The 22,349-nt window shown below is 49.9% G+C and carries 25 protein-coding genes and 3 pseudogenes; 18 read left to right on the top strand and 10 right to left on the bottom strand.

Going from position 1 to position 22,349, the window contains the following annotated elements; genetic code table 11:
* Window positions 1-161: 161 nt before the first annotated feature.
* Window positions 162-842: an IS6 family transposase gene (locus METLU_RS0100970; RefSeq protein WP_036242614.1), complete on the top strand. Its 681-nt coding sequence runs from the start codon at window positions 162-164 to the stop codon at window positions 840-842.
* A gap of 64 nt (window positions 843-906) precedes the next feature.
* Here METLU_RS0100970 and METLU_RS0100965 read toward each other — a convergent pair whose 3' ends face one another.
* Window positions 907-2,190, bottom strand: a complete 1,284-nt coding sequence (locus tag METLU_RS0100965; protein WP_027156603.1) for a Y-family DNA polymerase — start codon at window positions 2,188-2,190, stop codon at window positions 907-909.
* Window positions 2,190-2,639 (bottom strand): LexA family protein, encoded by a 450-nt coding sequence (locus METLU_RS0100960; RefSeq protein ID WP_196806464.1) that lies wholly within the window; start codon window positions 2,637-2,639, stop codon window positions 2,190-2,192. The genes METLU_RS0100965 and METLU_RS0100960 overlap by 1 nt, the downstream gene beginning before the upstream one ends.
* 237 nt (window positions 2,640-2,876) lie before the next feature.
* Here METLU_RS0100960 and METLU_RS24090 point away from each other — a divergent pair, with 237 nt between their 5' ends.
* From METLU_RS24090 to METLU_RS26515, 3 genes and pseudogenes are all read left to right on the top strand, one after another.
* Window positions 2,877-3,752, top strand: a complete 876-nt coding sequence (locus METLU_RS24090) for a DNA/RNA non-specific endonuclease (protein WP_155920357.1) — start codon at window positions 2,877-2,879, stop codon at window positions 3,750-3,752.
* 371 nt (window positions 3,753-4,123) lie between these two features.
* Window positions 4,124-4,270 (top strand): annotated as a pseudogene (locus METLU_RS27065) (DinB/UmuC family translesion DNA polymerase); the annotation flags it as partial.
* A gap of 941 nt (window positions 4,271-5,211) precedes the next feature.
* A complete protein-coding gene (locus METLU_RS26515) occupies window positions 5,212-6,444 on the top strand; it encodes a DNA/RNA non-specific endonuclease (protein WP_051299704.1) in 1,233 nt (410 codons plus the stop codon).
* 585 nt (window positions 6,445-7,029) lie between these two features.
* Here the strand turns inward: METLU_RS26515 and METLU_RS0100940 are convergent.
* Window positions 7,030-7,515: a cupin domain-containing protein gene (locus tag METLU_RS0100940; protein WP_027156600.1), complete on the bottom strand. Its 486-nt coding sequence runs from the start codon at window positions 7,513-7,515 to the stop codon at window positions 7,030-7,032.
* Between the two features lie 362 nt (window positions 7,516-7,877).
* On the bottom strand, window positions 7,878-9,131 hold the full coding sequence (locus METLU_RS24085) for an RNA-guided endonuclease InsQ/TnpB family protein (RefSeq protein ID WP_081678978.1): 1,254 nt from the start codon (window positions 9,129-9,131) through the stop codon (window positions 7,878-7,880).
* 455 nt (window positions 9,132-9,586) lie between these two features.
* Between METLU_RS24085 and METLU_RS24080 the strand changes: the two genes are divergently transcribed.
* The 4 genes from METLU_RS24080 to METLU_RS0100905 all read left to right on the top strand — a co-directional run bounded on the left by METLU_RS24080 (window position 9,587) and on the right by METLU_RS0100905 (window position 12,599).
* Window positions 9,587-9,910, top strand: coding sequence for an SBBP repeat-containing protein (locus tag METLU_RS24080; protein WP_196806463.1), 324 nt, complete (start codon window positions 9,587-9,589; stop codon window positions 9,908-9,910).
* Window positions 9,883-10,215, top strand: coding sequence for an SBBP repeat-containing protein (locus METLU_RS27055; protein WP_196806462.1), 333 nt, complete (start codon window positions 9,883-9,885; stop codon window positions 10,213-10,215). Before METLU_RS24080 ends, METLU_RS27055 begins: the two co-directional genes overlap by 28 nt.
* Window positions 10,216-10,992: 777 nt before the next feature.
* Window positions 10,993-11,421: a ribosome-binding factor A gene (locus tag METLU_RS0100910; RefSeq protein WP_027156597.1), complete on the top strand. Its 429-nt coding sequence runs from the start codon at window positions 10,993-10,995 to the stop codon at window positions 11,419-11,421.
* Window positions 11,403-12,599 (top strand): RtcB family protein, encoded by a 1,197-nt coding sequence (locus tag METLU_RS0100905; protein WP_027156596.1) that lies wholly within the window; start codon window positions 11,403-11,405, stop codon window positions 12,597-12,599. The genes METLU_RS0100910 and METLU_RS0100905 overlap by 19 nt, the downstream gene beginning before the upstream one ends.
* Window positions 12,600-12,871: 272 nt before the next feature.
* On the opposite strand, the gene METLU_RS0100900 is transcribed toward METLU_RS0100905, so the two are convergent.
* Together METLU_RS0100900 and merR are read right to left on the bottom strand one after the other, a co-directional pair.
* On the bottom strand, window positions 12,872-13,594 hold the full coding sequence (locus tag METLU_RS0100900) for a glutathione S-transferase family protein (RefSeq protein ID WP_051299703.1): 723 nt from the start codon (window positions 13,592-13,594) through the stop codon (window positions 12,872-12,874).
* A gap of 85 nt (window positions 13,595-13,679) precedes the next feature.
* Window positions 13,680-14,087: an Hg(II)-responsive transcriptional regulator gene (gene merR / locus METLU_RS0100895; RefSeq protein ID WP_027156594.1), complete on the bottom strand. Its 408-nt coding sequence runs from the start codon at window positions 14,085-14,087 to the stop codon at window positions 13,680-13,682.
* Window positions 14,088-14,153: 66 nt separating this feature from the next.
* On the opposite strand from merR, the pseudogene merP reads away from it, so the two are divergent.
* A pseudogene (merP, locus tag METLU_RS29090) lies at window positions 14,154-14,784 on the top strand (mercury resistance system periplasmic binding protein MerP).
* A gap of 5 nt (window positions 14,785-14,789) precedes the next feature.
* Window positions 14,790-15,005: a GDCCVxC domain-containing (seleno)protein gene (locus tag METLU_RS28580; RefSeq protein ID WP_081678976.1), complete on the top strand. Its 216-nt coding sequence runs from the start codon at window positions 14,790-14,792 to the stop codon at window positions 15,003-15,005.
* 217 nt (window positions 15,006-15,222) lie between these two features.
* On the opposite strand, the pseudogene METLU_RS24075 reads toward METLU_RS28580, so the two are convergent.
* Window positions 15,223-15,740 (bottom strand): annotated as a pseudogene (locus tag METLU_RS24075) (Tn3 family transposase); the annotation flags it as partial.
* Between the two features lie 390 nt (window positions 15,741-16,130).
* Between METLU_RS24075 and METLU_RS0100865 the strand changes: the two are divergent.
* The 8 genes from METLU_RS0100865 to METLU_RS0100835 all read left to right on the top strand — a co-directional run bounded on the left by METLU_RS0100865 (window position 16,131) and on the right by METLU_RS0100835 (window position 20,458).
* Window positions 16,131-16,718: a TetR/AcrR family transcriptional regulator gene (locus METLU_RS0100865; protein ID WP_027156590.1), complete on the top strand. Its 588-nt coding sequence runs from the start codon at window positions 16,131-16,133 to the stop codon at window positions 16,716-16,718.
* A gap of 106 nt (window positions 16,719-16,824) precedes the next feature.
* Window positions 16,825-17,220, top strand: a complete 396-nt coding sequence (locus METLU_RS0100860; RefSeq protein ID WP_027156589.1) for a rhodanese-like domain-containing protein — start codon at window positions 16,825-16,827, stop codon at window positions 17,218-17,220.
* A 123-nt stretch (window positions 17,221-17,343) separates the two neighbouring features.
* Window positions 17,344-17,622 carry a DUF4242 domain-containing protein gene (locus METLU_RS0100855; protein WP_027156588.1) on the top strand — a complete coding sequence of 93 codons (279 nt, stop codon included), beginning with the start codon at window positions 17,344-17,346 and terminating at the stop codon, window positions 17,620-17,622.
* Between the two features lie 11 nt (window positions 17,623-17,633).
* Window positions 17,634-17,813 (top strand): (4Fe-4S)-binding protein, encoded by a 180-nt coding sequence (locus METLU_RS0100850; protein WP_027156587.1) that lies wholly within the window; start codon window positions 17,634-17,636, stop codon window positions 17,811-17,813.
* Window positions 17,814-17,846: 33 nt separating this feature from the next.
* On the top strand, window positions 17,847-19,046 hold the full coding sequence (locus METLU_RS0100845; protein WP_027156586.1) for an NAD(P)/FAD-dependent oxidoreductase: 1,200 nt from the start codon (window positions 17,847-17,849) through the stop codon (window positions 19,044-19,046).
* Window positions 19,047-19,063: 17 nt separating this feature from the next.
* Complete coding sequence (locus METLU_RS28575; protein WP_231383515.1) at window positions 19,064-19,297, top strand: hypothetical protein; 234 nt, start codon at window positions 19,064-19,066, stop codon at window positions 19,295-19,297.
* 2 nt (window positions 19,298-19,299) lie between these two features.
* Window positions 19,300-19,476: a DUF1641 domain-containing protein gene (locus METLU_RS28570; protein WP_231383514.1), complete on the top strand. Its 177-nt coding sequence runs from the start codon at window positions 19,300-19,302 to the stop codon at window positions 19,474-19,476.
* A gap of 97 nt (window positions 19,477-19,573) precedes the next feature.
* Window positions 19,574-20,458 carry an IS982 family transposase gene (locus METLU_RS0100835; protein WP_027156585.1) on the top strand — a complete coding sequence of 295 codons (885 nt, stop codon included), beginning with the start codon at window positions 19,574-19,576 and terminating at the stop codon, window positions 20,456-20,458.
* Between the two features lie 406 nt (window positions 20,459-20,864).
* On the opposite strand, the gene METLU_RS28905 is transcribed toward METLU_RS0100835, so the two are convergent.
* From METLU_RS28905 to METLU_RS0100815, 3 genes are all read right to left on the bottom strand, one after another.
* Window positions 20,865-20,993 carry a hypothetical protein gene (locus METLU_RS28905; protein ID WP_269209144.1) on the bottom strand — a complete coding sequence of 43 codons (129 nt, stop codon included), beginning with the start codon at window positions 20,991-20,993 and terminating at the stop codon, window positions 20,865-20,867.
* 138 nt (window positions 20,994-21,131) lie between these two features.
* Window positions 21,132-21,548, bottom strand: coding sequence for a cupin domain-containing protein (locus tag METLU_RS0100820; RefSeq protein ID WP_027156583.1), 417 nt, complete (start codon window positions 21,546-21,548; stop codon window positions 21,132-21,134).
* A 32-nt stretch (window positions 21,549-21,580) separates the two neighbouring features.
* Entirely contained in the window at window positions 21,581-22,336 is a 756-nt protein-coding gene (locus tag METLU_RS0100815; RefSeq protein WP_027156582.1) for an SDR family oxidoreductase, read from the bottom strand.
* Window positions 22,337-22,349 lie beyond the last annotated feature (13 nt).

The following is a 22,349-nucleotide window of genomic DNA, read 5'->3' as shown; positions in this document are numbered from 1 at the left end:
ATCGGTGTTCAAGCTGCCGGAATCGCTGTTCAGATTGCCAGAATCCTTCCTAACGCATTGTTTTCTTAAACCTTAGTATCCTATTCGGTTCTGTTGCATTAGTTAGTAGCGGTCGTTTCCAGTAAGCTATACACTCTCCGCCGACCCTCCAACAAACCGACATGATTAACTTCAAAGGACACCGATTTGAAAAGGACATCATCCTGACCGGTATCTGCTGGTATCTGGCTTACCCGCTGAGCTATCGGAATCTGAAGGAGATGGTGGCGGAGCGCGGCGTGTACATCAACCACACGAGTATCTATCGTTGGATTCAGAAATTCACGCCTCAACTGGAGGCTACTTTCCGCAAAGTTAAGAAGCGCCCGGTCGGCACGAGTTGGAGGATGGACGAGACGGACATCAAGATCAAAGGCCAATGGACGTATCTCTACCGCGCCGTCGACAAAGAAGGCCAAACCGTCGACTTTCTGCTCACCGCCCGTCGCGATAAGCAGGCTGCTCTGCGCTTTTTCAGGAAAGCGGTTCGACAGCATGGTCTTCCGGACAAGGTCACGATCGATAAGAGCGGCGCCAATGCCGCGGCTATCGAGGCACTCCAGGAGGAAACCGGTCACAAGATCGAGATTCGTCAGAGCAAATACCTGAACAATCTCGTCGAGCAGGACCACCGGGCCATCAAACGCATTATTCGACCGATGCTCGGCTTCAAATCTTTTCGTTCGATCAGCATCACTCTGCAAGGCGTTGAACTCATACACATGATAAAGAAAGGCCAGGGGGTTTCTGACAATAACCAAAATCTATCCGCTGCAAGACAGTTTTATTCATTGGCCGCCTAAACCAATTTGGAATGACCAAGTTGCGATTGACGAAAATTTACGCAACAGAACCCAAAAAAGCCATTTAATCGCACCTGACACGCAACAGTTCCCGCCAATCGGTCGTATAGCGCTGGGAAAGCCGTTCCACTTTGGATTGCCAGGCTTTGTCAAAGCCGGCGGCTGCCACCGCAATGCCTTTTGGGAAGCGCCGGTTGATCCGGTCCATGGCCTGCATGAGTGCTGGACTATCGGCCTGCCAGCCAGGTGTTGCCCTATCAAATAAATCCAGCTGCCCCGGCACTGATGCCGATTGGATGTAGCTCAGCTGCACGCCGCATTTCTGGTAGCGATAACCAGGCCTGAATAGCTCCTTGAGCAAGCGGTGCGCCTCGCTGACGATCACGCGGGTATCCTGTGTCGCGGCCTTCAGCCTCACGCCGGCCGAACGCTGGTATTGCGGCTCCTGCGGATTAAACGGGTTGGTGCGAATAAAAACGCTGAGATGGCCGGTCACCGACTGCTGGCTCCGGAGCTTTTCGGCGGCCCGGCTGGCGAATTCGGCTAACGCTTCGGACAATTCCCGGTATTCCGTTAACCGGCGGCTGAAACTGCGCGAGCAGACGATCTGCTGCTTGTCCGGCGCTATCGCTTCCAGTTCCAGGCACGGAATGCCGTTCAACTCCAGCACGGTTCTGGCCACGGTGATGTTGAACTGTGCCTGCATGCGCTCAGCCGGCTGGCGGGCCAGATCCCAGACCGTATGAATGCCCAGCTGGTTTAAGCGGGCAGCGATGCGCGAACCGATGCCCCAGACCTCATTGACCGGCACGGTGCGCATCAGCTTTTCCCGGCGCACCGGGTCTGACAGGTCCAACACGCCGCCGATCCGAGGCCACTTCTTGGCGGCGAAATTCGCCAGTTTTGCCAGTGTCTTGGTCGGACCGAAACCGACGCAGACCGGAATGCCGGTGTTTCGTCTCACAGTTGCCCGGATCTCTTGGCCGTAAGCCATAGGGTCTTTCAGGCACACGCCCGTTAAGTCCAGGAAAGCCTCGTCGATCGAATACACCTCAAGGCTTGGGGCAAACTCTTCAAGTACAGACATGACCCGAGCCGACAGATCCCCGTATAAGCTGTAATGGGAGGAAAATAGTTGAATGTGGTGCTTATTAATCAGGTGCCGGACCTGGTACACCGGCACGCCCATCTTGATGCCTAAGTCTTTGACTTCCTGACTACGGCTGACGATACAACCGTCGCCATTGCTGAGCACAATTACAGGCTTGCCGATCAGGTCCGGCCGGAATACGCGTTCGCACGACACGTAAAAATTATTGCAATCCACCAAGGCGAGGAGCGACGCCATCACAGCGGATGGATCACGGCCGTGACCACGCCCCACACCACTAGCTCCAGGCCTTCGTTCACGACGATATCGACATAGGCCGGGTTTTCAGCCGCTAGCCGCCATTGTCCGGCAGCCTTTTTCAGGCGCTTGACGGTCAGGGCGCCGTTCAAAGCGCAAATCACCACTTTGCCGGCTACCGGTTCCAGGGAGCGGTCCACGACCAGGATATCGTTCGGGTGAATGCCGGCGCCGAGCATCGATTCGCCTTCGGCCCGGACAAAGAACGTGGCCGCCGGCTTCTTGACAAGCAGCTCGTTCAGGTCCAAGGTTTTCTCGATGTAGTCGTCGGCCGGCGAGGGAAAGCCGGCCGCTACCTTATCCGTATACAATGGCAGAGCTATCTGTCTCTGCGCGCCATCCGGACGCCAGAGATCCTTCACGAGTGTGCGTATCAGCAATTGATCCATAATGCCCTCGAAAAAAGATGATGATTGTTGTTGTTCTCTTTTTGTTCTCTTTCTCTGCCATTCTAAGCGGTTTTGGGTATACTGGCAAAAAATAAACCCCAGGGGCGAATGAAACGCGTTCTGTACTGGTTGATACAACGCAAGCCTTGGTCTTTGTAGAGCCGACAAGCCGCGCTTTTATTTTCGGTCTTCTCGGGTTACAGTCGCTGGTTTTTGCTTACAGTCGAGCTTTAATTCATGCGTTACGCTATCTTCAGCCTTGTGCTTTTCCTGCTTTCATCGTGCGCCGCCCAATCCCATCCCGGTCGAACCAACGCCGAGGGCTGCCACACCGACCGCAAAACCGGCGAAACCCATTGCCACAACTCGAAAAGGCCGGCCACCTCACCATCCGAAGCGCGAGCGGCAGGGATGGCTCCATTCTCCCGGCCAACCCAAATCACCCAAATAGACAGTCTACTTCAGCTGGATTACGAGGGGTTTACCGTCTGGCTGGATTGCACCCGGCGGGGAGCGGTCAAATTCAGATACAACGCCCAGCACGATACCGGTAACGCCAAGCGGTACGGCCAGTTCTTCCTGGATCCGCATGTGCCGGCGGCATGCCAGCAAACCAGCTCTGAAGCCTACGGCCGCAGTTACGATCGTGGCCATCTCCTGCCGGCGAACCATCTGGACCACTCCGAGACAGCGATCCGGCAAAGCAACACCATGACCAACATCCTGCCGCAGGCCGCGAATATGAATAGGGGAGCCTGGCTGCTAACCGAGGAGATCATCGAATGCTACCGCGACATCGACGAGTTGCTGGTGATCGGCGGCGTGATCTGGGGCGACAACCCAAGCGATGATTTCTTTGTAAAGTCGCACGGCGTTAAAACCCCGGACGCGTTCTGGAAAGTGATCATTCGTGGCATGGGCCAAGACGAAAGGGCGATCGCCTGGATCGTGCCGAACTCGCCTGAGGCCACGAAGAAAAACCTGGACCGGTACCTGGTCAGCGTTGATGAGCTGGAGCGTGTGACCGGCGAAAAAATACCGGTAGCCGACTATGCAAAACACGACAAACCGGCAGTCTCATGGCTGATTCCAAAAGGGTGCAACAAGGGGTGATAACCATGAACTCCATCAAAAACGCTCACAAATACCCGTACATGACGGATCTGATTAATAACGGTGGCGGGATTAAGCCTGGAGTATATTGTCGATATGAAAATGGCCGCTTTTGCTTTTGAAGAAGGCGGGGCAAAAGCGGCTATGACTCTATTGAAGCGCTGCTGGATGATGCGGAGGCCGGGATAAAAAAATGGGCGGAGGATCGCTGGTAATGATGACACTGGGTTGTTTCCATTCGACTGCGTCTCAATCTCTCAGTATGAATAGATTGTCGCGAAAATTTGAAGTTTTGCGACTTACTCTACACTCTTGATTTTTGCTGACATCGGCTTTGACAATCCACTGACATCGGCTTTGAAAAGTGACAGCCGGACAAGCAGCAGATCGTCTGCTCGCGCAGTTTCAGCCGCCGGTTAACGGAATACCGGGAATTGTCCGAAGCGTTAGCCGAATTCGCCAGCCGGGCCGCCGAAAAGCTCCGGAGCCAGCAGTCGGTGACCGGCCATCTCAGCGTCTTATAAGGGGAATCGCAGAATTAGGAAAAAATGGTACGTTAGCGTCTATGCTACGGTGTACTGATGTGTAGACCAATCAACACAGCTGCCAGGAACGATTTAAAAGCGGCCACTGGCAATTTTTTGATTTGAAGCAGATTGGTCGGCAAAAAACGACTTAAATCTGCACAACTGGGCGAATAGCGAGCTCGGAAGAGCATCCGGTTTTCGCTCCCGCGAAAGCGCCCCAAAATTTACTGATATACGGATAATTGTATGAACAACAATACCTACAATTAAAAAGCCTATGGGAGCTTCATAACTGAAGGACAGGACAGTTCCTCGGTATTGGTTATTTCCGAGAACTCCCATAGCTATTCAAAGCTTAGATAATCACAAGCGCTTGTCAAGCCAACTTGGGGTAGACCCAACATCCGTGTTACCAGCCTCCATTTCGATCATAGCATTGAGTCGGCGATCATGTCGAGATCGAGCCGTCCATACGGGTTCACATGCTCCTGAATCAACAAGGGTTAATTCAGCATAGTCGCATCACTGACTAACATAAGCGGAAAACCCTTGAGTTGAAGTTTCCGCACGGTAGCAGATTACGAGAGGGTTTTCCGTACATTTTTAGCGCGACGATGCGCCTGTTTTGAACGCCTGAGCAGTGCGGTCGGAAAACAAGTGTTTTACGACAGCTCAATGCCAGCTTGGTGCCAAAACCCGCCAGTTTAAGCTATCTTCAGTTGTTATCCCGTTTAAAAAACCAGTAGGACAGGAATTGATCAGCTGAGTTTGAGAGATAGTGTAATATATCCGCCTCAGATCATGACGATTTAGACAAAGCTTATCAATCCAGAAGATCAGGTAAGCGCCAGGCTTTGCTAGGGTAATGCTGGAATTGCCGATCATGATCCATGAAAAAGAAAATAATAAATAAAAAACTTCAAGGAAGTACCATGCACCAATACATCATCCGTTTTTTCATCCTGTTGGGGCTGTTTTTTTCCTCACTCGCCTCAGCGGTTACGTCGACAGAATCTCCAGCCAATAGTCGGGTATTCGCCTATGCCGAAGCCAATTTCCCGAGCCTTTTCACCGGTGCCGGAACAGCCGGACAATATCAGCAATATCTCTATCGCTACTATCCGGCCAGTGGCAATTATTTAGGCATTAATGCAGTGGGTGACATTTTCGTCCTGGGTCCCTATAGCAATGATGCGCTGACAGCCGTGGGTTCCGTGACTGATTACGTCAGTGCTATCACGGACTGGGAAGCCACGCAAAGACCCATAACTGATGAGCGTATGTTCGCCTATGAGGAAGCCAACTTGCCCGGCGTTTTCAATGGTACGGGAACAGAGGGACAGTATCAGCAGTATCACTATCGCTACTATCCGGCCAATGGCAATTATCTAGGCATTGACCCTTCCGGTGACATTTTCATCCTGGGGCCGTATACGGGCAATGTGCTGACAGCCGTTGGTAACGTGGCTGACTATCGGAGCGCCATCCTGGCTTGGGAAGCACAACCGAGCTTGAGACTCGATTATCCGGGTTTCACGGTCTGGCTGGATTGTTCTCGACGAGGTGCCACAAAATTTCAGTATGTGGCTCAACATGATATTGGTAGCGCACCACGTTATGATAGTTTCTTTCTCGATCCGCATGTTCCGGCTGACTGTCAGCAAACCAGTGCCAGCACCTATGGCATGAATTACGATAGAGGCCATCTGGTGCCTGCCAATCATCTGGATATGTCAGACGAGGCGATCAAGGCCACGAATACCATGACCAATATTCTGCCGCAGGCCGCCAATATGAATAGAGGTGCTTGGCTGCAAACCGAAGAGATTATTGAATGCTACAGGGACATTGATGAGCTATTAGTGATCGGTGGCGTGATCTGGGGCAATAACCCAGCCGATGATTATTTCGTCCAGTCACACGCGGTTAAAACACCGGATGCTTTTTGGAAAGTCATTATCAGAGGAACGGGGCAGGATGAACAGGCGATTGCCTGGATTGTTCCCAATAGCCAGGAGGCCACTCGAGATCGTCTCGATCAGTATCTAGTGACCGTTGATGAACTGGAGCATATAACGGGTGAAGTCATACCCGTGGCTGACTATGCCAAGCATGACAAACCCAGCCAGTCCTGGATCATTCCGTTGGGTTGCGATAAAAGCTAGAAAAACAGGATAACTATCAAGATTGGATTTATGGTCGAAATGAGACGGTTTAAGGTAGCCGCGACCAGCTCAAATCGGCCACTATGTGTAGTTTCAAACTATGTATAGTGCGATAAAATTTGCTGGCCGAGAGCCGCAATTATATTGGCTTATAAGGAAGCTGAAAGCCTAGTAGCTAAACATAGTTTTTGCTATTGTTCTGAAACCGAAATCTCTCGCTTCGATACGTCGAGACTGGCTTGCCTCAAAAAAGTTAGAAATTGGCACGAACCCAAGAGCCAAAATATAAAAAATGAGCGATTTCCTATCAAGTGATGCGCTGATGGTGTTCCTTCAGGAGCGGAAACTATGTATAGATGCTTTCGTCCCGATGCAAGAGCTAACCTGCCGTCGATAGTTATACTGCACATAGTTTGAAACTACACATAGGGGTCGCTATGTTAAGCTTAACATAGCGACCCTTTTCTGCCGGTCAATGTGTATTTCTGAACGGCTACTTTATAGTTACAAAAGCTCACTTAACGTTCAATTCAGGTGAAACCGATGCAATGCGTAGCATTTCAACTGCAATTGTTTGTTATGCGCTTATTTGAGTCGCTTCTTGCGTGGATCATGAGTAGGATTCGTATAAGTAATGCCCCATGGCCCAGTGGCAATTAGTTGCACGATTGTTTCCTCATCAGTTGTCCAGACATAATGAGTGTGGCCAGCGGGTAACACAAAGCTGGAACCTGTTTTAAGCATCTCACCCTTCTTCATGTCGAAGGTTTCACCCATGCCATTTCCTAATTTGCCGCGCAGAACTGTAATTACCTCTGTAAATGGATGAATGTGTGGTGGAATTGGATAATTGGACGGAAATTTCAGCCAAGCTATAAAAACTCCTGCTTTGTCTGGGTCACCAACTAGAACTACACTTTGGGCGCCTTTTGGGAGTATCGGTTCGTCATTCCACTTAACCGTATCCGGCGTAAACGATTCCATGTTAACAGCGCTCATGCGATCGATTTTATCCTGAGCTAATGCAGAACCTGCGAAAGAAATAATCATTGCAGCTATCAAAATTTTCATTGGTCTCTCGTTTTTCTATGCAGCTTTTAACCACCATATTGCGACGGTGCTCTATATTGCACTATTCACAAACCAAACCGCAATAGCTGGAATGGGGGGAATTTCAGTCTTTCAATAAGATAACCTGGCCGGCAGATAGGGGTCGGTTTCTTACTTTTTGCAGTTTCCCAAGTGACTGCTAGAAAGCGGTCACTGATTGAGTTAAAAATACCAGATTTCAGTTTGCTCAGATATTCCAAGGGCATCATCGACCTCGATACCCAGATATCTGACTGTACTTTCAAGTTTGGTATGACCCAGCAATAGCTGAACTGCACTTGACTTCCTCCTCACCCTGAAGGATGAGGATTCCCCGGGTGCCATCAAAAGACGGCACTGAGCTGGTTTCTGCTGCTGACGGCCGAAACGGCACCGTTCACTTCACAGACGAACCCCGCAAAGTCCTGCGGTTTTTGTTTGGGTTTCCAGGACAACAGCGCGATGGCCCTGTCCAGTACATTGATAGCCCCGACCGTATCGGCATGATCGGCATAACCGCAGTTCACGCAGACAAATGTCGCCTGGGTTTGCCGGTTAGCCCGGCTGGACTGCTTGCAGTCGGGACAATGCTGGCTGGTTCCCTGGGGCGGGACCGCGACCATCCAGCCACCCTGCCAGTGCTGCTTGTACTCCAACTGCCGCCTGAACTCACCCCAGCCCTGATCCAGAATAGCCCGGTTCAAGCCTGATTTCTGCCTGACCTGTTGGCCGGGCGCCTCTCTCGTGCCTCTGCTGCTTTGGGTCATGTTCGCTACCTTCAGATCCTCGACCGCGATCATCGCGTGGCTTTTGCTGAGCCGGGTTGAGGTCTTGTGCAGGAAATCCAGACGGGCGGCGGCAATATGCGCCTGCAGACGGGTGATCTTGGCTCGTTGCTTCTGCCAGTTGGCGGAGAACTTTTGCTTTCTAGCCAGCTGCCGTTGCAGCTTGGCTAATGGCTGCTGATGGCGTTTAAAACTGTTGGGGCCGGCAATAAACTTGCCATCGGATAAGGCGGCAAAGTTTTTGACGCCCAGACCGATGCCGACAGCGCTTTGGGCCGGATGAACCGGTGGCTCCACCTCGCGTTCGGTTTGTATCGACAAGGTATAATGGCCGGCAGTGCGGCTGACAGTGACGTTTTTGACCGTACCGGTTATGTGCCGGCTGCGGCGGTATTTAACCCAGCCCAGTTTCGGCAGTTGAACAACCTGATTGGGTTCATCCAGGGCAAACCCTTGCGGATAACGGATGCCGGCTTCATTCTTGCCGGCCTTTTTGAACACGGGGATATGCTTGTTCGGCTGGGTTTTGTCGAAGGCGTCCTTGAAGGCGCGAGCCAGGGCCTTGGCTGTTTGCTGCAAGGATTGTGACGGCGCTTCACGCAGGAAAGCGTACTCTTCCGACTGTTTCCAGAGGGTGATGAACCAGCACATTTCATAATACCAGAGGATCGGCTGTTTATTGGCCAATCTTGCCAGGTTCATCGCCAGCAGTTTATTCCAGACAAAACGATTAGCGCCCAAAGCCTGATTCAAATGCGCTAGGTATTTGGATTTAGGTTCCAGCTTGAATTGATAGCCCTGCAATCGTTTCACAATTTAATTATACTGACCCAGAAAATAATGGAAAACTAGAGTTTATATATTTAGTGATTATACACCTGATATATTAATTGAAATGGGAGGTATATTTCACTTCCGCCTTACATCCTCGCCCTGAACGACGAGGCTTTACGGCGTCATCAGGTAAATGAGTGTGGCTTTGGTTCTCCGCAAAGTGCGAGTTCCATAGGCGGCTGGATCGAGACCAATCGACTTCACCCAGTGTTCAACTATTCGGGCGTATTGCCGAGTAGAAAGATGCGGCGATTTATGAATTCGACTCGGAAAAAGATATCGCTCGGGTTTCAACTTGGCTTGGGCGATCCAGGCTTCAAGCGAATCCCGGGCCTGCCCGATTATCTCGAACTGAATAGGCCGGTGCGTTTTCTGCTGCAGGATAATGGCCCTTGATCATCAGTATTGGGGTTCATGGCAAACTCCTAACTGTAGTGGCCCAACTCACGGCCAATGGTGCGGACTTACGCTATTCCACCTATCTGGGTGGCAACGGGGGAGATGTAGGCTTAAGTATCGCCGTGGATCGGTGGGGCCAAGCCTATGTAACGGGATCGACCAGTTCAACCGACTTTCCGACTGTGAAGCCTGTGCAGCCAGCCTTCGGCGGCAACTCTGAATATGGCCGAGGAGATGCCTTTATAGCCAAGCTGACGGCCGATGGCAGGGCTCTGAGCTATTCCACCTTTCTGGGTGTGGCAGTGGTAGTGAGAACGGTTCCAGTATCGCCGTGGATCGGCGGGGGCAAGCCGTTGTAACGGGACATACCGACTCGCCCAACTTCCCGACCAAGAATGCTTTCCAGTCCACTTTCGATGGTGGCTACGGTGATGCCTTTGTTGCTCAGTTTACGGCTGATGGCGGGTCGCTGCGCTATTCCACCTACTTGGGTGGCAGTGGTCATGATGATGGCTCAGGCATCGCCGTGGATCTGCGAGGCCAGGCCTATGTGACAGGAAGTACCAACTCGCCCGATTTCCCGACCGTGAGCGCTTTACAACCAGCGTTCGGTGGCAATAGTGATGTCTTCGTGGCAAAAATCAGAAACGATGGTCAGCAATGAGCCTGGAAAGACTTGCCGCAACAATTTATGAAAATCATAGGTAAAGACAAGCAGGGAAAACATGGCTTCAAAAACTGCTTTCTCATTAGTCAATCAGCAGGGACCATTTGCCAGCCGATTGACTAATGAGGTACAGCTAGCGTGTTCGCGTCCGCAGCGCGAACGCGCCCTTCCTGAGCAAGCGACCCAGCTCCCTGCTGGCAGTTGATCAGGATGACATACAGATAAGTCTGCGGCTTGAGTTTGTATGTACTGATATCGAATGACCGGAAAAGGTCGTTTTTAGCCTGTGGACTGACTGACGAAATCGTGCCAATTGAAGACATTCAAGGATTTCTGCGTATGTTGGCTGCAAAACGGAAAGCTGTCATTAGGAAGCTGGGCAGGTTATTCAACTTGCTCCCCTAACGTTTCCTTATTTCACGCTGGTTTCAAACGTTCAGGGCGGGGTTGATAACCCCCGTCCCGCTCAACTAGACAATAAATTTAGCGATTTCCATCTAAACGCAAACTGTATATCGAAGCAGCACAATATTTTGACATCCGTAGTCCAGTTTACTAAACTGAACATCTATTTCACTCACCAACCCATCGAAGGAGGCTGTATGTTCGATTTTGCAACGCGCTTAAGCCTCGCATCCTTTACCGGTCGGTAATTAATCCGATCATCAGGATCGGGCTTCCGCATTAATCCCTTATTTTAATTTTTGGCCGACTCCGGTCAGTGCTTGCTATTGCCGTTAGGCTGCAGGTTTCGGATAGGCTTTGTGGAAGTTTATGAAAACACATCAATCTAACCGCACACGTTTGTTGTGCGCAGAATGGCGCGAAGGCGATGGTCTAGCGCCTCATTTCGAACAACGCGACCAAGTTAAACGACAGGCGCGTAAAGATCAACAACTGAGTAAACAGGCACTTCGAGCTTTAAGTTTATTTCTCGAAGGCGAATGTAAGCACCCCGATTTGTTAGGCGTTGAGGTGCTCGCCGTACAGTATGAACCCGCTAAACAACGCCTATGTGTCAACGTTGGTTCTACCAACGTTGACGCTGATGGCGAAGCCATTTTAGCTGCGTTAAAACATAGTCAAGCGGTACTGCGTAGCGTGGTAGCGGCCAGCTTACATCGTAAAAAAGTCCCTGCTCTCAGTTTTTATTACGTTGGTAGCAATAACACAGGAGGTGAATCATGCCAATCCAAACCTTAATTACCAAAGGCAAAGTGCCGGTCAAAATTTACACAGACCAAGTTGATCCGGCGGCCTATCAACAATTGCTAAACTTATCGCACATGCCTTTCGTGCACAGCCATATTGCCGTGATGCCCGATGTGCATTGCGGCAAAGGGGCAACGGTCGGTTCGGTGATCCCGACGCAGGGAGCGATTATACCGGCAGCAGTCGGTGTGGATATTGGCTGCGGCATGTGCGCTGTGCGTTTATCGATTAACGCTAATGATTTGCCAGACAGCTTACGTTCATTGCGGTTAGCGCTGGAAGCGGCGGTGCCGGTCGGTTTTGCTATGCACCGTAGCGATCAAGCACAGCGCTCGACTATTAACGCGCTTGGCGTGGGTCTACATCAAATTTTGGATAAACACCCCAAAGTCAATGCCAAGCAAAAAAAGCCCTATCAGACTTGGATACGTCAGTTAGGCACGTTAGGTGGTGGCAATCATTTCATCGAGCTCTGCTTGGATGAAAGCGATCAAGTGTGGATCATGCTACATTCCGGCAGTCGAGGTATTGGCAATGTAATTGGTGAGTATTTCATCAATCTGGCAAAAAAGGACATGGGACAGCATTTTGTAAATTTGCCGGATAAAGACTTAGCTTATTTTCGCGAAGGCTCAAAACACTACGATGATTATCTGCTGGCAGTCAGTTGGGCGCAAGACTACGCCATGACTAATCGCCGCGAAATGCTGCGTTTAATCGGCGAGGTATTACATAAAAAATGGCCGAAATTAACCTACACCAAGGAAGTCATTAACTGCCATCACAACTATGTCGCACAGGAATGGCATTTCGATGCCAAGGTACTGGTCACCCGCAAAGGCGCGATTCGTGCTGGCGAAGGTGAGATGGGGATTATCCCGGGCAGCATGGGCGCACGCTCTTACATCGTGCGCGGCAAAGGAAATGAACAATCCTTTTGTTCATGCTCGCATGGCGCTGGACGCCTTATGAGTCGTAGTGAAGCCAAGCGCCGTTACAATGCCGACGATCTATCCGATCAAACACAGGGTATTGAATGCCGTAAAGACAGCGGTGTGATCGATGAAATACCGGCCGCGTATAAGGATATTGAACAAGTTATGGCACAGCAACGCGACTTAGTCGAAATCGTGCATCAATTGCGGCAAGTGATGTGTATCAAAGGCTAGTCAATACCAAGCAGGCGATTGCGAACATTTTTGACGTAAGCGCCTGCTCTCATATTTGCGTAACACGATAAATAAAGCTCCTATCCAAAATACAGCTAAATCAAGCCATTGTGGTTTTGATCTGAAGAGTCGATGTTATTGGGGTAGCCACAGAATTCGGAAAAAATCGTACGCTAAGCCACGCGCTTGAGCCAAATTGATCGGAATTGATTAGTTCGAACCAACCGCACCTTCTTTAGTATAGTGATCTTCGCCCAAGCCCTGGCCTATCTTCAAAATGATTGCCGACCAAATAATTCATCAAATGACGTCATAATATGTGTACGGTAAGCTTTGCGTTGCGCTAAATCGTTGTACCAGCGACGTATATTTGGTACTGCGGGAGTCACAAGCCCCATTTCAAAGTAACGGTATAAACAAGTTGCAACCGGAATATCACCCATTGAAAACCTATCACCAGCTATAAAAGCGTGGAGGCCTAGATGATTGTCTAGGATAGAAAACAAGTATTCGCAACGTTGACTGGCTTTTTGTATTGCATCCTGATTTCTTAGCGGTTCTGGTGTGCGGTAATACCCCCAAAACAAGTCTAGAAAGACTGGTTGCAGTGAGGCCAACTCCCAATCCATCCAACGCTCAGCAAGGGAGCGTTCGGCAGGCGCTTCTGCCCACAAAGATCCAGCGCTGTATGTTGCGCATAAATACCTTACTATGCTGTTGGATTCCCATATGGTGACATCGCTATCTAAAAGCACAGGAATACGGCCATTGGGATTCATTTCGATAAATTTAGGATGATCGAGTCCACCAGTGCTGCCTCCGGCATCAATATGTTGGTGAGAAATTTTCAGTTCGCCCAAAGTCCATAAAACCTTTTGAACATTATAGGCATTGCGGCGGCCCCAAATTTTAATCATTTCTTCTATTCCATTTGGATTTCGATGCTTATAGTTATTCAGTAAAATCAAATAAGTGTCTATTTGGATTATACCCATGTTACATTGGTAACAATCAGCTCATTGCTACCGGCCTACCGTTTTGTCTCAGATCGGCGTTGATGGCCAATGGAACGGCAACGCCTTACGCCGATGTTTTCAACAAGCTCTGGATAAGCGGGCATGATACTGAATCGGTGTTGCTAGCACAGCTCGCCACCAAGTTGGACAGGGCTGTCTCCATCGTGCGTAAGCCTTCAATGCGTTCGCGGATCAAAACAAGTTTCTTTAGTGCAATTTCTCTGGCTTCCTGGCAATGTCGCCCTTCCTCAAGACTCAATAATTCTGCAATCTCGTCGAGCGAAAAGCCCAGCTTCTGGCCTTCCTTAATAAATCGTACTCGCTGCACGTCTTGTTCGGCGTAATGCCGGATGCCTTTGAGTGGTTTGACAGGCTCCACCAGCAACCCGCGTCGTTGATAAAAACGGATCGTTTCGACATTCACGCCGGCTTGTTTTGCCAGTGCGCCAATCGTAAAGCTTTTTTGTGTCATGGGCTTGACTCCGTACATAGGTACGGTCCCTATACTACAGGAATCGCTAGAAAAGAGGTATTCATCATGAACTCTAAACAAACCCTGATTGCGAGCGTTCTGGCCGGGATAGGCGCTAGCTTATGTTGTGTTGCTCCTTTGGTATTGCTGAGCCTTGGCATTGGCGGGGCTTGGGTAGCAACGCTGACAGCCTTCGAGTCGGTGCGCCCGGTGTTCATGGGCTTGGCATTGCTTTTTATCGGCCTGACGTTTCGTAAGCTCTATTTGACACCTCAAACCTGTGAATCCGGCAAACCCTGCGCCGATGATGAAGTGATCCGCAAGCAACGCTTCATTTTTTGGGGCGTGACCCTTCCTTTATTGGGTTTGTTGGCATTTCCATGGTTTGCCCCACTGTTCTATTGAGGAAAAACCGATGGCAACTAGATCTCTTATGTCTATTTTGACGTTTGCCGTTACATTCGGATCGGCACTGGCTGCATCACGCGAGGTCACGCTCAATGTACAAAACATGACTTGCGCCGTCTGCCCGATTACGGTCAAGAAAGTGCTTGAACATGTTTCCGGTGTGCAACAGGTTTCGATCGATTACGCCAGTAAATCTGCCACGGTACAATTCGACGATGCACTGACCACAGCGGACAAGCTGACGGAAGCGACCAAGGCCGCCGGTTATCCGTCCTCTATCAAGAAGTAAAATAAATGAACACCATCATTCTCGAATCGAAGATCACCTGCCCACACTGCGGACATACCGAAACGGAAACCATGCCGACCGATGCCTGCCAGTTTTTCTATGAATGCAGGTCCTGCGGAACACTGCTCAAACCAAAGCCAGGGGATTGCTGCGTGTTTTGCTCTTACGGTTCGGTTAAATGTCCACCCATCCAGCAACATAACTCTTGTTGCGCCGGATAGGATAGAAACCTCAGGCTAAACGGGACAGGCTATTTAATGGTTTGATCGACTGTCAGTATACTGCTTCGCGTCAATGATGGATTGAGCTGAAGCCCGAATTTCATTTGCAATTAGAATGAGCCCGAGAGAATCGATTGCGAGCTCACGCGGATAAATGCAAGCTCAGTTGCATTTATTGGGGTAGATCCAACACTCGTGTTACCAGCCGCCATTTTGATCACAGCAATGCCAGCCGCGCGTTCATGTCAAGATCGAACCGCCCATACGGGTTCACGTGCTCCCAAATCAATGGGGTCAACGCTGCATAGTCACGAGCCGTCAGCTTCCCGTGCCAATGCGGTTGTGCCAGCACTTTCTGGATCATGAACGTATTGATATAGATCATGCAATTTTGCACCAGATGTAGCGCGAGCATGCTGATCTCTTGGTTTTCCTGGCGGTTGCTGGCATCTCGCCGCGACGGGCGAAGAACACGAAGTCGGTAGCCCCATTCCATTGCTCCACCACGTTCAGTCTTTCGTGGATTTCGCGGTGCAGTTCCTCGGAGTGCAGGTACCGGCGCAGAAAAATGGTCTTGATGGCCTTGCCGAGCTCGGCCAAAGCCTTGTAGGTCGGGTGCTGGACGTTGTTCCTGGTGAAACGCCGCAGGATAGCTTCCGTCTCCGCCGTCCCCAGGCGCAGCGCTGTGGCGTATTTGATCATCTGGTCGTACTGCTGGCGCACCAGATCCCAATTGTCATTTTTCAAAGTCGGCGTCAGCGGATTGTCAAAATCGATGTCAGCAGAAAATCAAGGGCGTGGAGCAAGTTCCACAACTGTTGGTTACTGGCATCTATTCTGCTGAGTAGATCCTGAACACACGACTAGGTTTACCCATTTTTGCGACATGCTGACGTCAACCTCGACGATTTGCAACGTGCTGACATCGGGTTTGAATGCTACTGACATCGACTATGACATTTTGATTTGCGCCCATCAAGGTGATATGCGGGCTCTGGCCGATTCCTGCTGACAGCGACTTTGAAAAGTGACATCGGCGCTGACTGTCTTCTCCGGTTTCGCATGCTCTCTAGTGTGAAAAAATTATTGACAAAATATATGACCGGTCGTATATTTTTATACCGTATGAACAACAAGCTATCTAAACGCACAAAATTACTAGACCAAGGTGTTTATCTACTGATGAACCAAGGCTATCATGCAACCGGTATTAACGAAATTGTAAATGCCGTGCAGGTGCCCAAGGGGTCATTTTATAGCTACTTTGATAGCAAGGAAGAGTTTGCCGCTCAAAGCATTAACCACTATATTGAACCGTTTATAGAGCTATTAACGAAGCACCTACAACACTCACAAGTCGATCCGCTCACGGCTTTAAAAAATTACTATGCCGAACTTATTGTTGAAGTGGAAAAGAACGGATACAAAGGCGGATGTTTATTGGGTAACCTGATGGGTGAAATTGGCGATACCAGCGAGTTGTGCAACCGGGCGCTAAAATCTGCTGTTGAACGCTACAAATTGCTGCAATATAAAGCATTACTGCAAGCACAAAAAGAAGGCACGGTACGTAATGATAAAAGCGCCGAAACCATGGCCAATTTACTGATAAATAATTGGCAAGGGGCGTTGTTGCGAATGAAAATCGAACAGTCCGTGCAACCTTTGCAGGAGTTTTGCGATACGTTACTGAATGATTATTTTGTTGCCTAGTCGATTTTAGATTAGGCACACGGCGAGACGACTGCCGGTTGTTTGGGGGCTTTTTTTGTGCCCACCAATAAGACGACCGGTCATATATTAATCATGGGATTTTGATATGAGCGAAGAAAAAACCTTAATGGATTTTGTTAACCAAGCAAAGTCGCAAATCCACGAAATAGAGGTACTGAATGTTGAATCTCTATTGGATGAAGGCTATCAGGTACTGGATGTGCGAGAACCAGCTGAATTTATGTCGGGTACTATTGAGGGGGCGTTAAATATTCCGCGTGGAATACTGGAAGCAGCGGCGGATCGTCAATATGCGGGCCGTCGCGAAGAACTGATGGATCGCGATAAAAAATGGCTATTACTCTGCGCCAGTTCGGGACGCTCGGCAATGGCCGCGGCCGTAATGCAGCAAATGGGCTTTAAAAATATTAAGAATATTAATGGCGGCATCAACGCCTGGAAAGCGGCTGAATTAGCCGTGAAAATTCCGTCACGGACTTAATAACTAATCATTTAAAAAGACTGTTTAACCAACAAAATTTTAGCGATATGGCCATGACGGCCTATATCGTTTTTTTAACAGCCAATCAGAGACGACTGGTCGTATAACAGAATAGGAGGCAATATGCCTAAATATATTATTGAACGAGAAATCCCGAATGCTGGCCAATTAACCTCGGCAGAGCTACAGCAAATATCACAAAAATCCTGTTGTATTTTGAACGATATGGGGCCGCAAATTCAATGGGTGGAAAGTTATGTGACAGACGATAAAGTTTATTGCATTTACATTGCGCCCGATAAACAGAGCATTAAAACACATGCGGAACGTGGCGGATTTCCAGCAAATTCTATTGCCGAAGTAAAAACCATGATCAATCCAACGGCAGCTGAATATAGCTGAGGTTAAACACCATGAAAATACAATGGGATAAACAAAAATGCTCTCACTCTGGCAACTGCGTTAAATCACGGCCCGAGGTATTTAAAATTGTAAACGGACAATTCGTTATCGAGCCTGATAAAGCGGCTTACGATGAAATCGTTAAAGTTATCAATCAATGCCCTTCTGGTGCGCTTAAAGCTATCGGCTGATTAATTAAAACCAGTCTTCTTAAAGGAGTCATTATGACTAACACAACCAAACGTATTATCGTCGTTGGCGGCGGGATCGGCGGCACCATGACCGCCAATAATTTAGTCGCTAAATTTTATCCAGAAATTCTAAATGGCGAAATTGAGATTATGATGCTCTCAAATTCTCCCGACCATATTTACAAACCAGCCAATATGTATGTGGCTTTTAATGCCTATCATCCTCATGAACTGGTGCGTAAACAACGTTCATTATTACGTCCGGAAATCATTTTTCACGTCGATGCCGTAGAAGGTTTCGAGTTTGAGCAAAATCGTGTCCGCTGTGAAAGCGGCAAACGCTACGATTATGAGTATCTGGTTATTTCTACGGGCTGTATTCCCGCACCAGAACGCATTGAAGGCCTAAAAGAGGCGGGAGATCATTTTTACCAAACTAAAGCGGCGCAGCAACTCGCTCATAAATTACATACCATCCAGGAGGGACGAATATTCATTACGGTTAATTTCCCTAAAACCCCCAATGTACCTCATCAATGCGGCATTGCCCCTATCGAAACAACTTTAATGCTTGATGAATATTTGCGTAAACGGGGTGTGCGGGACCGCATAGAGATTATTTATAGCTATCCCACCGTCTCTCAATTATTGCGGAATTGTTTATTTTTACAGAAACCGACCTGCGATGTATTGCCGAGCATTTTTGATAGTAGAAATATTAAATATCAACGTAGCTTCACGTTGAATAAGGTTGATCCCGAAGCAAAAATTGCTTATTCGGAAGAAGGCAACTCGCAGGAATTTGATATTTTAATGGCCACTCCGCCTATTCGCGCGGTAGATGCCGTAATTAATTCAGGGAAGTCGCAAGCGCAAAATAATGAAGGCTGGTTACCTACCGACTTTGAAACTTTGAAAATGTACGGTACTGATAATGTCTATGTGATGGGAGATACCGTTGATTTGCCGGTTAGCAAAGCAGGCGGCACTTGTCATAACCAGTCGCCTGTCGTAGTGGAAAATATCGCTTCGGAAATTCGTCGCGGTTATACCTCCGCTATTTATGATGGGAAAGTTCAAGCAATCGCTCAAATGGGGTTGGAAGCCGGTATGCCGCTCTGGTACGACTATAAACATGATGTCCAGGTCGCACCGCCCACCAAGCTCGGAGGATTAATGCGCAAGACGTTTAATCGCGGCATTTATTGGGCAGTTGCGCGTGGAATCGTTTGATTAAAGAGGAATGACTTATGTCTGAAGAAATGCAGTTAAATACAAATCTGGAAAAACTGGCGGCGGATACCGCTCTTAGTGACCCGGCAACCCTCATTGGCATTAAAAATCTGATCGATAAAGCAGCTCCATTAGTACAAGCCGGGCGCTTCAATAACATTATCGATTTATTATCAATAATATCCGACAATATCGAGTTCCTTGATGAGGCGGCGCTGGAAAAACTACTAAAGTGGGTGAGGAAATTTTAGCCATGGGCTGGACAGCCGGTAATGCCGTTCGTATGGCAAATGCTCAAACAGAAGCATTAGAGAAACCGCCCGGTTTGTTTCAATTAATCAGTTCCTTAAACGACCCTGATGTCCGCCGTTCATTACATTTTTTTATCGGTACCATGCGTATTATTGGTCGGCAGATGAAAAACAACTAATTAACCTGAGTTCGGGATAAAAAAGGGAGCAGGTTCTTGTTATAAAAGAGAAAATAAGTTTTCGACGCTAACTTTCTCCGAACAAAAACCTGCCTTTATGAAATTAACACACTTATTCTGCGATGTGGACGATTTTTGCCAAACCTTTATAGCGGACTGGCAAAAAAATCAATTAACCCAAGGTAAGAAGAAACGCCATCGTCTCCATCGGATGAGTGATAGCGAGATGATCACGATTTTAGTGGCTTACCATCAAGCCGGTTTTCGAACCTTCAAATGGTTTTATCTGAGGCATGTGCAGCGCTATTGGCGAGCTGAGTTTCCTAATCTGCTAAGCTATAATCGCTTTATCGAGCTGATGCCAAAACTGTTGGCGCCGCTCACCGCCTTTATGGCCAGTCGCCGAGGCGCTTCGGCAGGTATTGCCTTTATTGATTCAACACCGCTGGGCGTGTGCGAGAATATCCGTATTCCCCGGCACAAAACCTTCACCCAGGAAGCCGGGCGCGGCAAATCGTCGACCGGCTGGTTTTATGGCTTCAAATTGCATCTGATCGTCAATGACCAGGGCGAGATTCTGTCATTTTGCATCACACCGGGCAATGTCGATGATCGCAAACCAGTCCCCGATCTGGTGAAATCATTGACGGGAAAGCTGTTTGGCGACCGGGGCTATATTTCCAGGAAGTTAACTGACTTATTGGCCCATCAGAATGTCACGCTGATTACTACGCTGAAGAAAAACATGAAGCCGCAAGTGATGGATGTGTTTGACAAATGTTTGCTGCGCAAGCGTAGCATCATTGAAACGATCAATGATCAACTCAAGAATATTGGCGATCTTGAACACTCGCGGCATCGTTCTTTGAGCAACTATTTGTCCAATATCATCGCTTGTCTGGTGGCCTATACCTATCAGGAGAAAAAGCCGGCTCTCAATTTGCGCGATGTCGATTGGTTGCCTTTTATTTCGAATGCTTAAACCGAACTGAGGTTAATTAGTGTCCGCCAGAAAACTCGATTTTCTAGAAATTGACCATCCTGGCATTTATAAATTTCACACTTTTTAAGGATAAGAAAACCAATGGGCCTTGGCGCCCATTGAGGAAAAAGGATGCGACCGTAGTGGGGACTCGTCAACGAGTCGGGTCGATCACGAGAACGCGCAAGTGGTTGTTTCGAGCTTCGAAAGGGAAAAGTGAGGCGGCTAGAGGCTGGGCACATGGCGTTGTTGCGAGGCCGGGCCGGCGCAAGGAAGTCTACGCAGGGCTCGGCAAGCAAGTCGGCGTCAGGTAACGGAAACGTGCAGACTACCCACTCACGGTTTGATCGAATTCGAACCCGGGAGCCGGTTCACCCCGTTCCGGATCGTGGTCGGCGGATTGATCCTAATCGAAGACTCCGCCACCGGCGGGGAGCGGACCGGTGAGGTCGGCGAGGGCGTGGTTGAGTTGCCCGATGTGCTCCAGGATGCGGCGTAACGGCTCGGCGTCGGTGATGAATGCGATCAGCCGCATCTCGCCATCGCATTCCAATCAGAGCAACGGCAGGACCTGATAAATGCGGGCAATCAATGCGGCCCACAGATAACGGATAGGGAGAGCATGCAAAACCGGGGAGGAGAGCGAACACTTACGAATTTTCCAGGTAAGACCTCAGTTCCCAAATGGGATCGTCAGTTCCGTCTCGTTCGTGTCCACCACGAATACCGCGAGGAGCTTGGCCGGCTTCGTCTCGCTGGCATTGGCGCTAACGCCGTGGCGGTCGCCGGGCAGCTCGGAGAAGCTCTGTCCGGCCTCGTAGGTCGTCACCGGTCCATCGTTGACCTGACTGCGGATCGCTCCCTCAAGCACGGTCGCGTAGATGAAGGCGGATTTGGCATGCGTATGACCAGGCGAGTAGCCGCCCGGGCCGTATTCGACGAGCACGCCCTTGATACTCTTGCCGGGAACGTTTGGCAACTCGTGCTGGTAGACTAGGGTCACCTTGGCATTTTTCGACTTCGGCGCCTCGGCGAGGACGCTGCCGAACGGCAGGGTGACGACAAGCAGCGAACAGAGGATGCGTTTCATGGAGTACTCTCCTTCGGTTGGTGGATGCAGGATCAGGCTCTTGCCTCTGAGCGGTGGAACCATTCGTCGAAACCGATGCGGCCGAGGCGCGCTTCGCCCAACGGCACGAGCGAGCGCTCCTCAACCCGGCCGCCGAAGTAGCGAGCCTCGGGGTCGCTCACAACCTCACGCGGGTCGCCGACCGCCTTCAGATAGCGGGCGACGATTTCGTTGAACGGTGCTCGTTCCGGGCCGGCGATCTCGACGATGCCGTTTCGCGGCGCCGCGAGTGCCACTTCGGCGACGATGGCAGCAACGTCGTCCGCCGCGATGGGCTGAAACAGGCCGGGCGAAAGCCTGACGACATTTCCATCCGTACTTGAAGCGGCGATGCCACCGAAGAATTCCATAAACTGGGTCGAGCGGATGATGGTGTAAGGGATGCCGGAGGTCTCAATCAGTTTCTCTTGGGCGACCTTGGCGCGGAAATAGCCATTGTCGGGCGTCCGGTCGGTTCCGACGATGGATAGCGCGACATGGTGCCGAACGCCGGCTGCGGCCTCCGCCGCGAGAAGGTTGCGGCCGGAGGTCTCGAAGAATTCCAGCACCGCCTTGTCTTCAAATGAGGGCGAATTGGCGAGGTCGATCACCACCTGCGTGTCGGCCATGGCCTCTTTGAGGCCCTCGCCGGTTATGGTGTTGACGCCGCTTTTGGGCGAGGCGGCGACGACCTCATGGCCGCCCTGGCGCAGAATGGCGACGGTCTTCGAACCGATCAGGCCGGTGCCGCCGATGATGACGATCTTCATGGTCTGCCTCCCT

The organism is Methylobacter luteus IMV-B-3098, assembly GCF_000427625.1.
Lineage (GTDB): Bacteria > Pseudomonadota > Gammaproteobacteria > Methylococcales > Methylomonadaceae > Methylobacter > Methylobacter luteus.
Note: the sequence above shows the minus strand (reverse complement) of the source record. Positions and strands in the feature narration are given on the sequence as shown.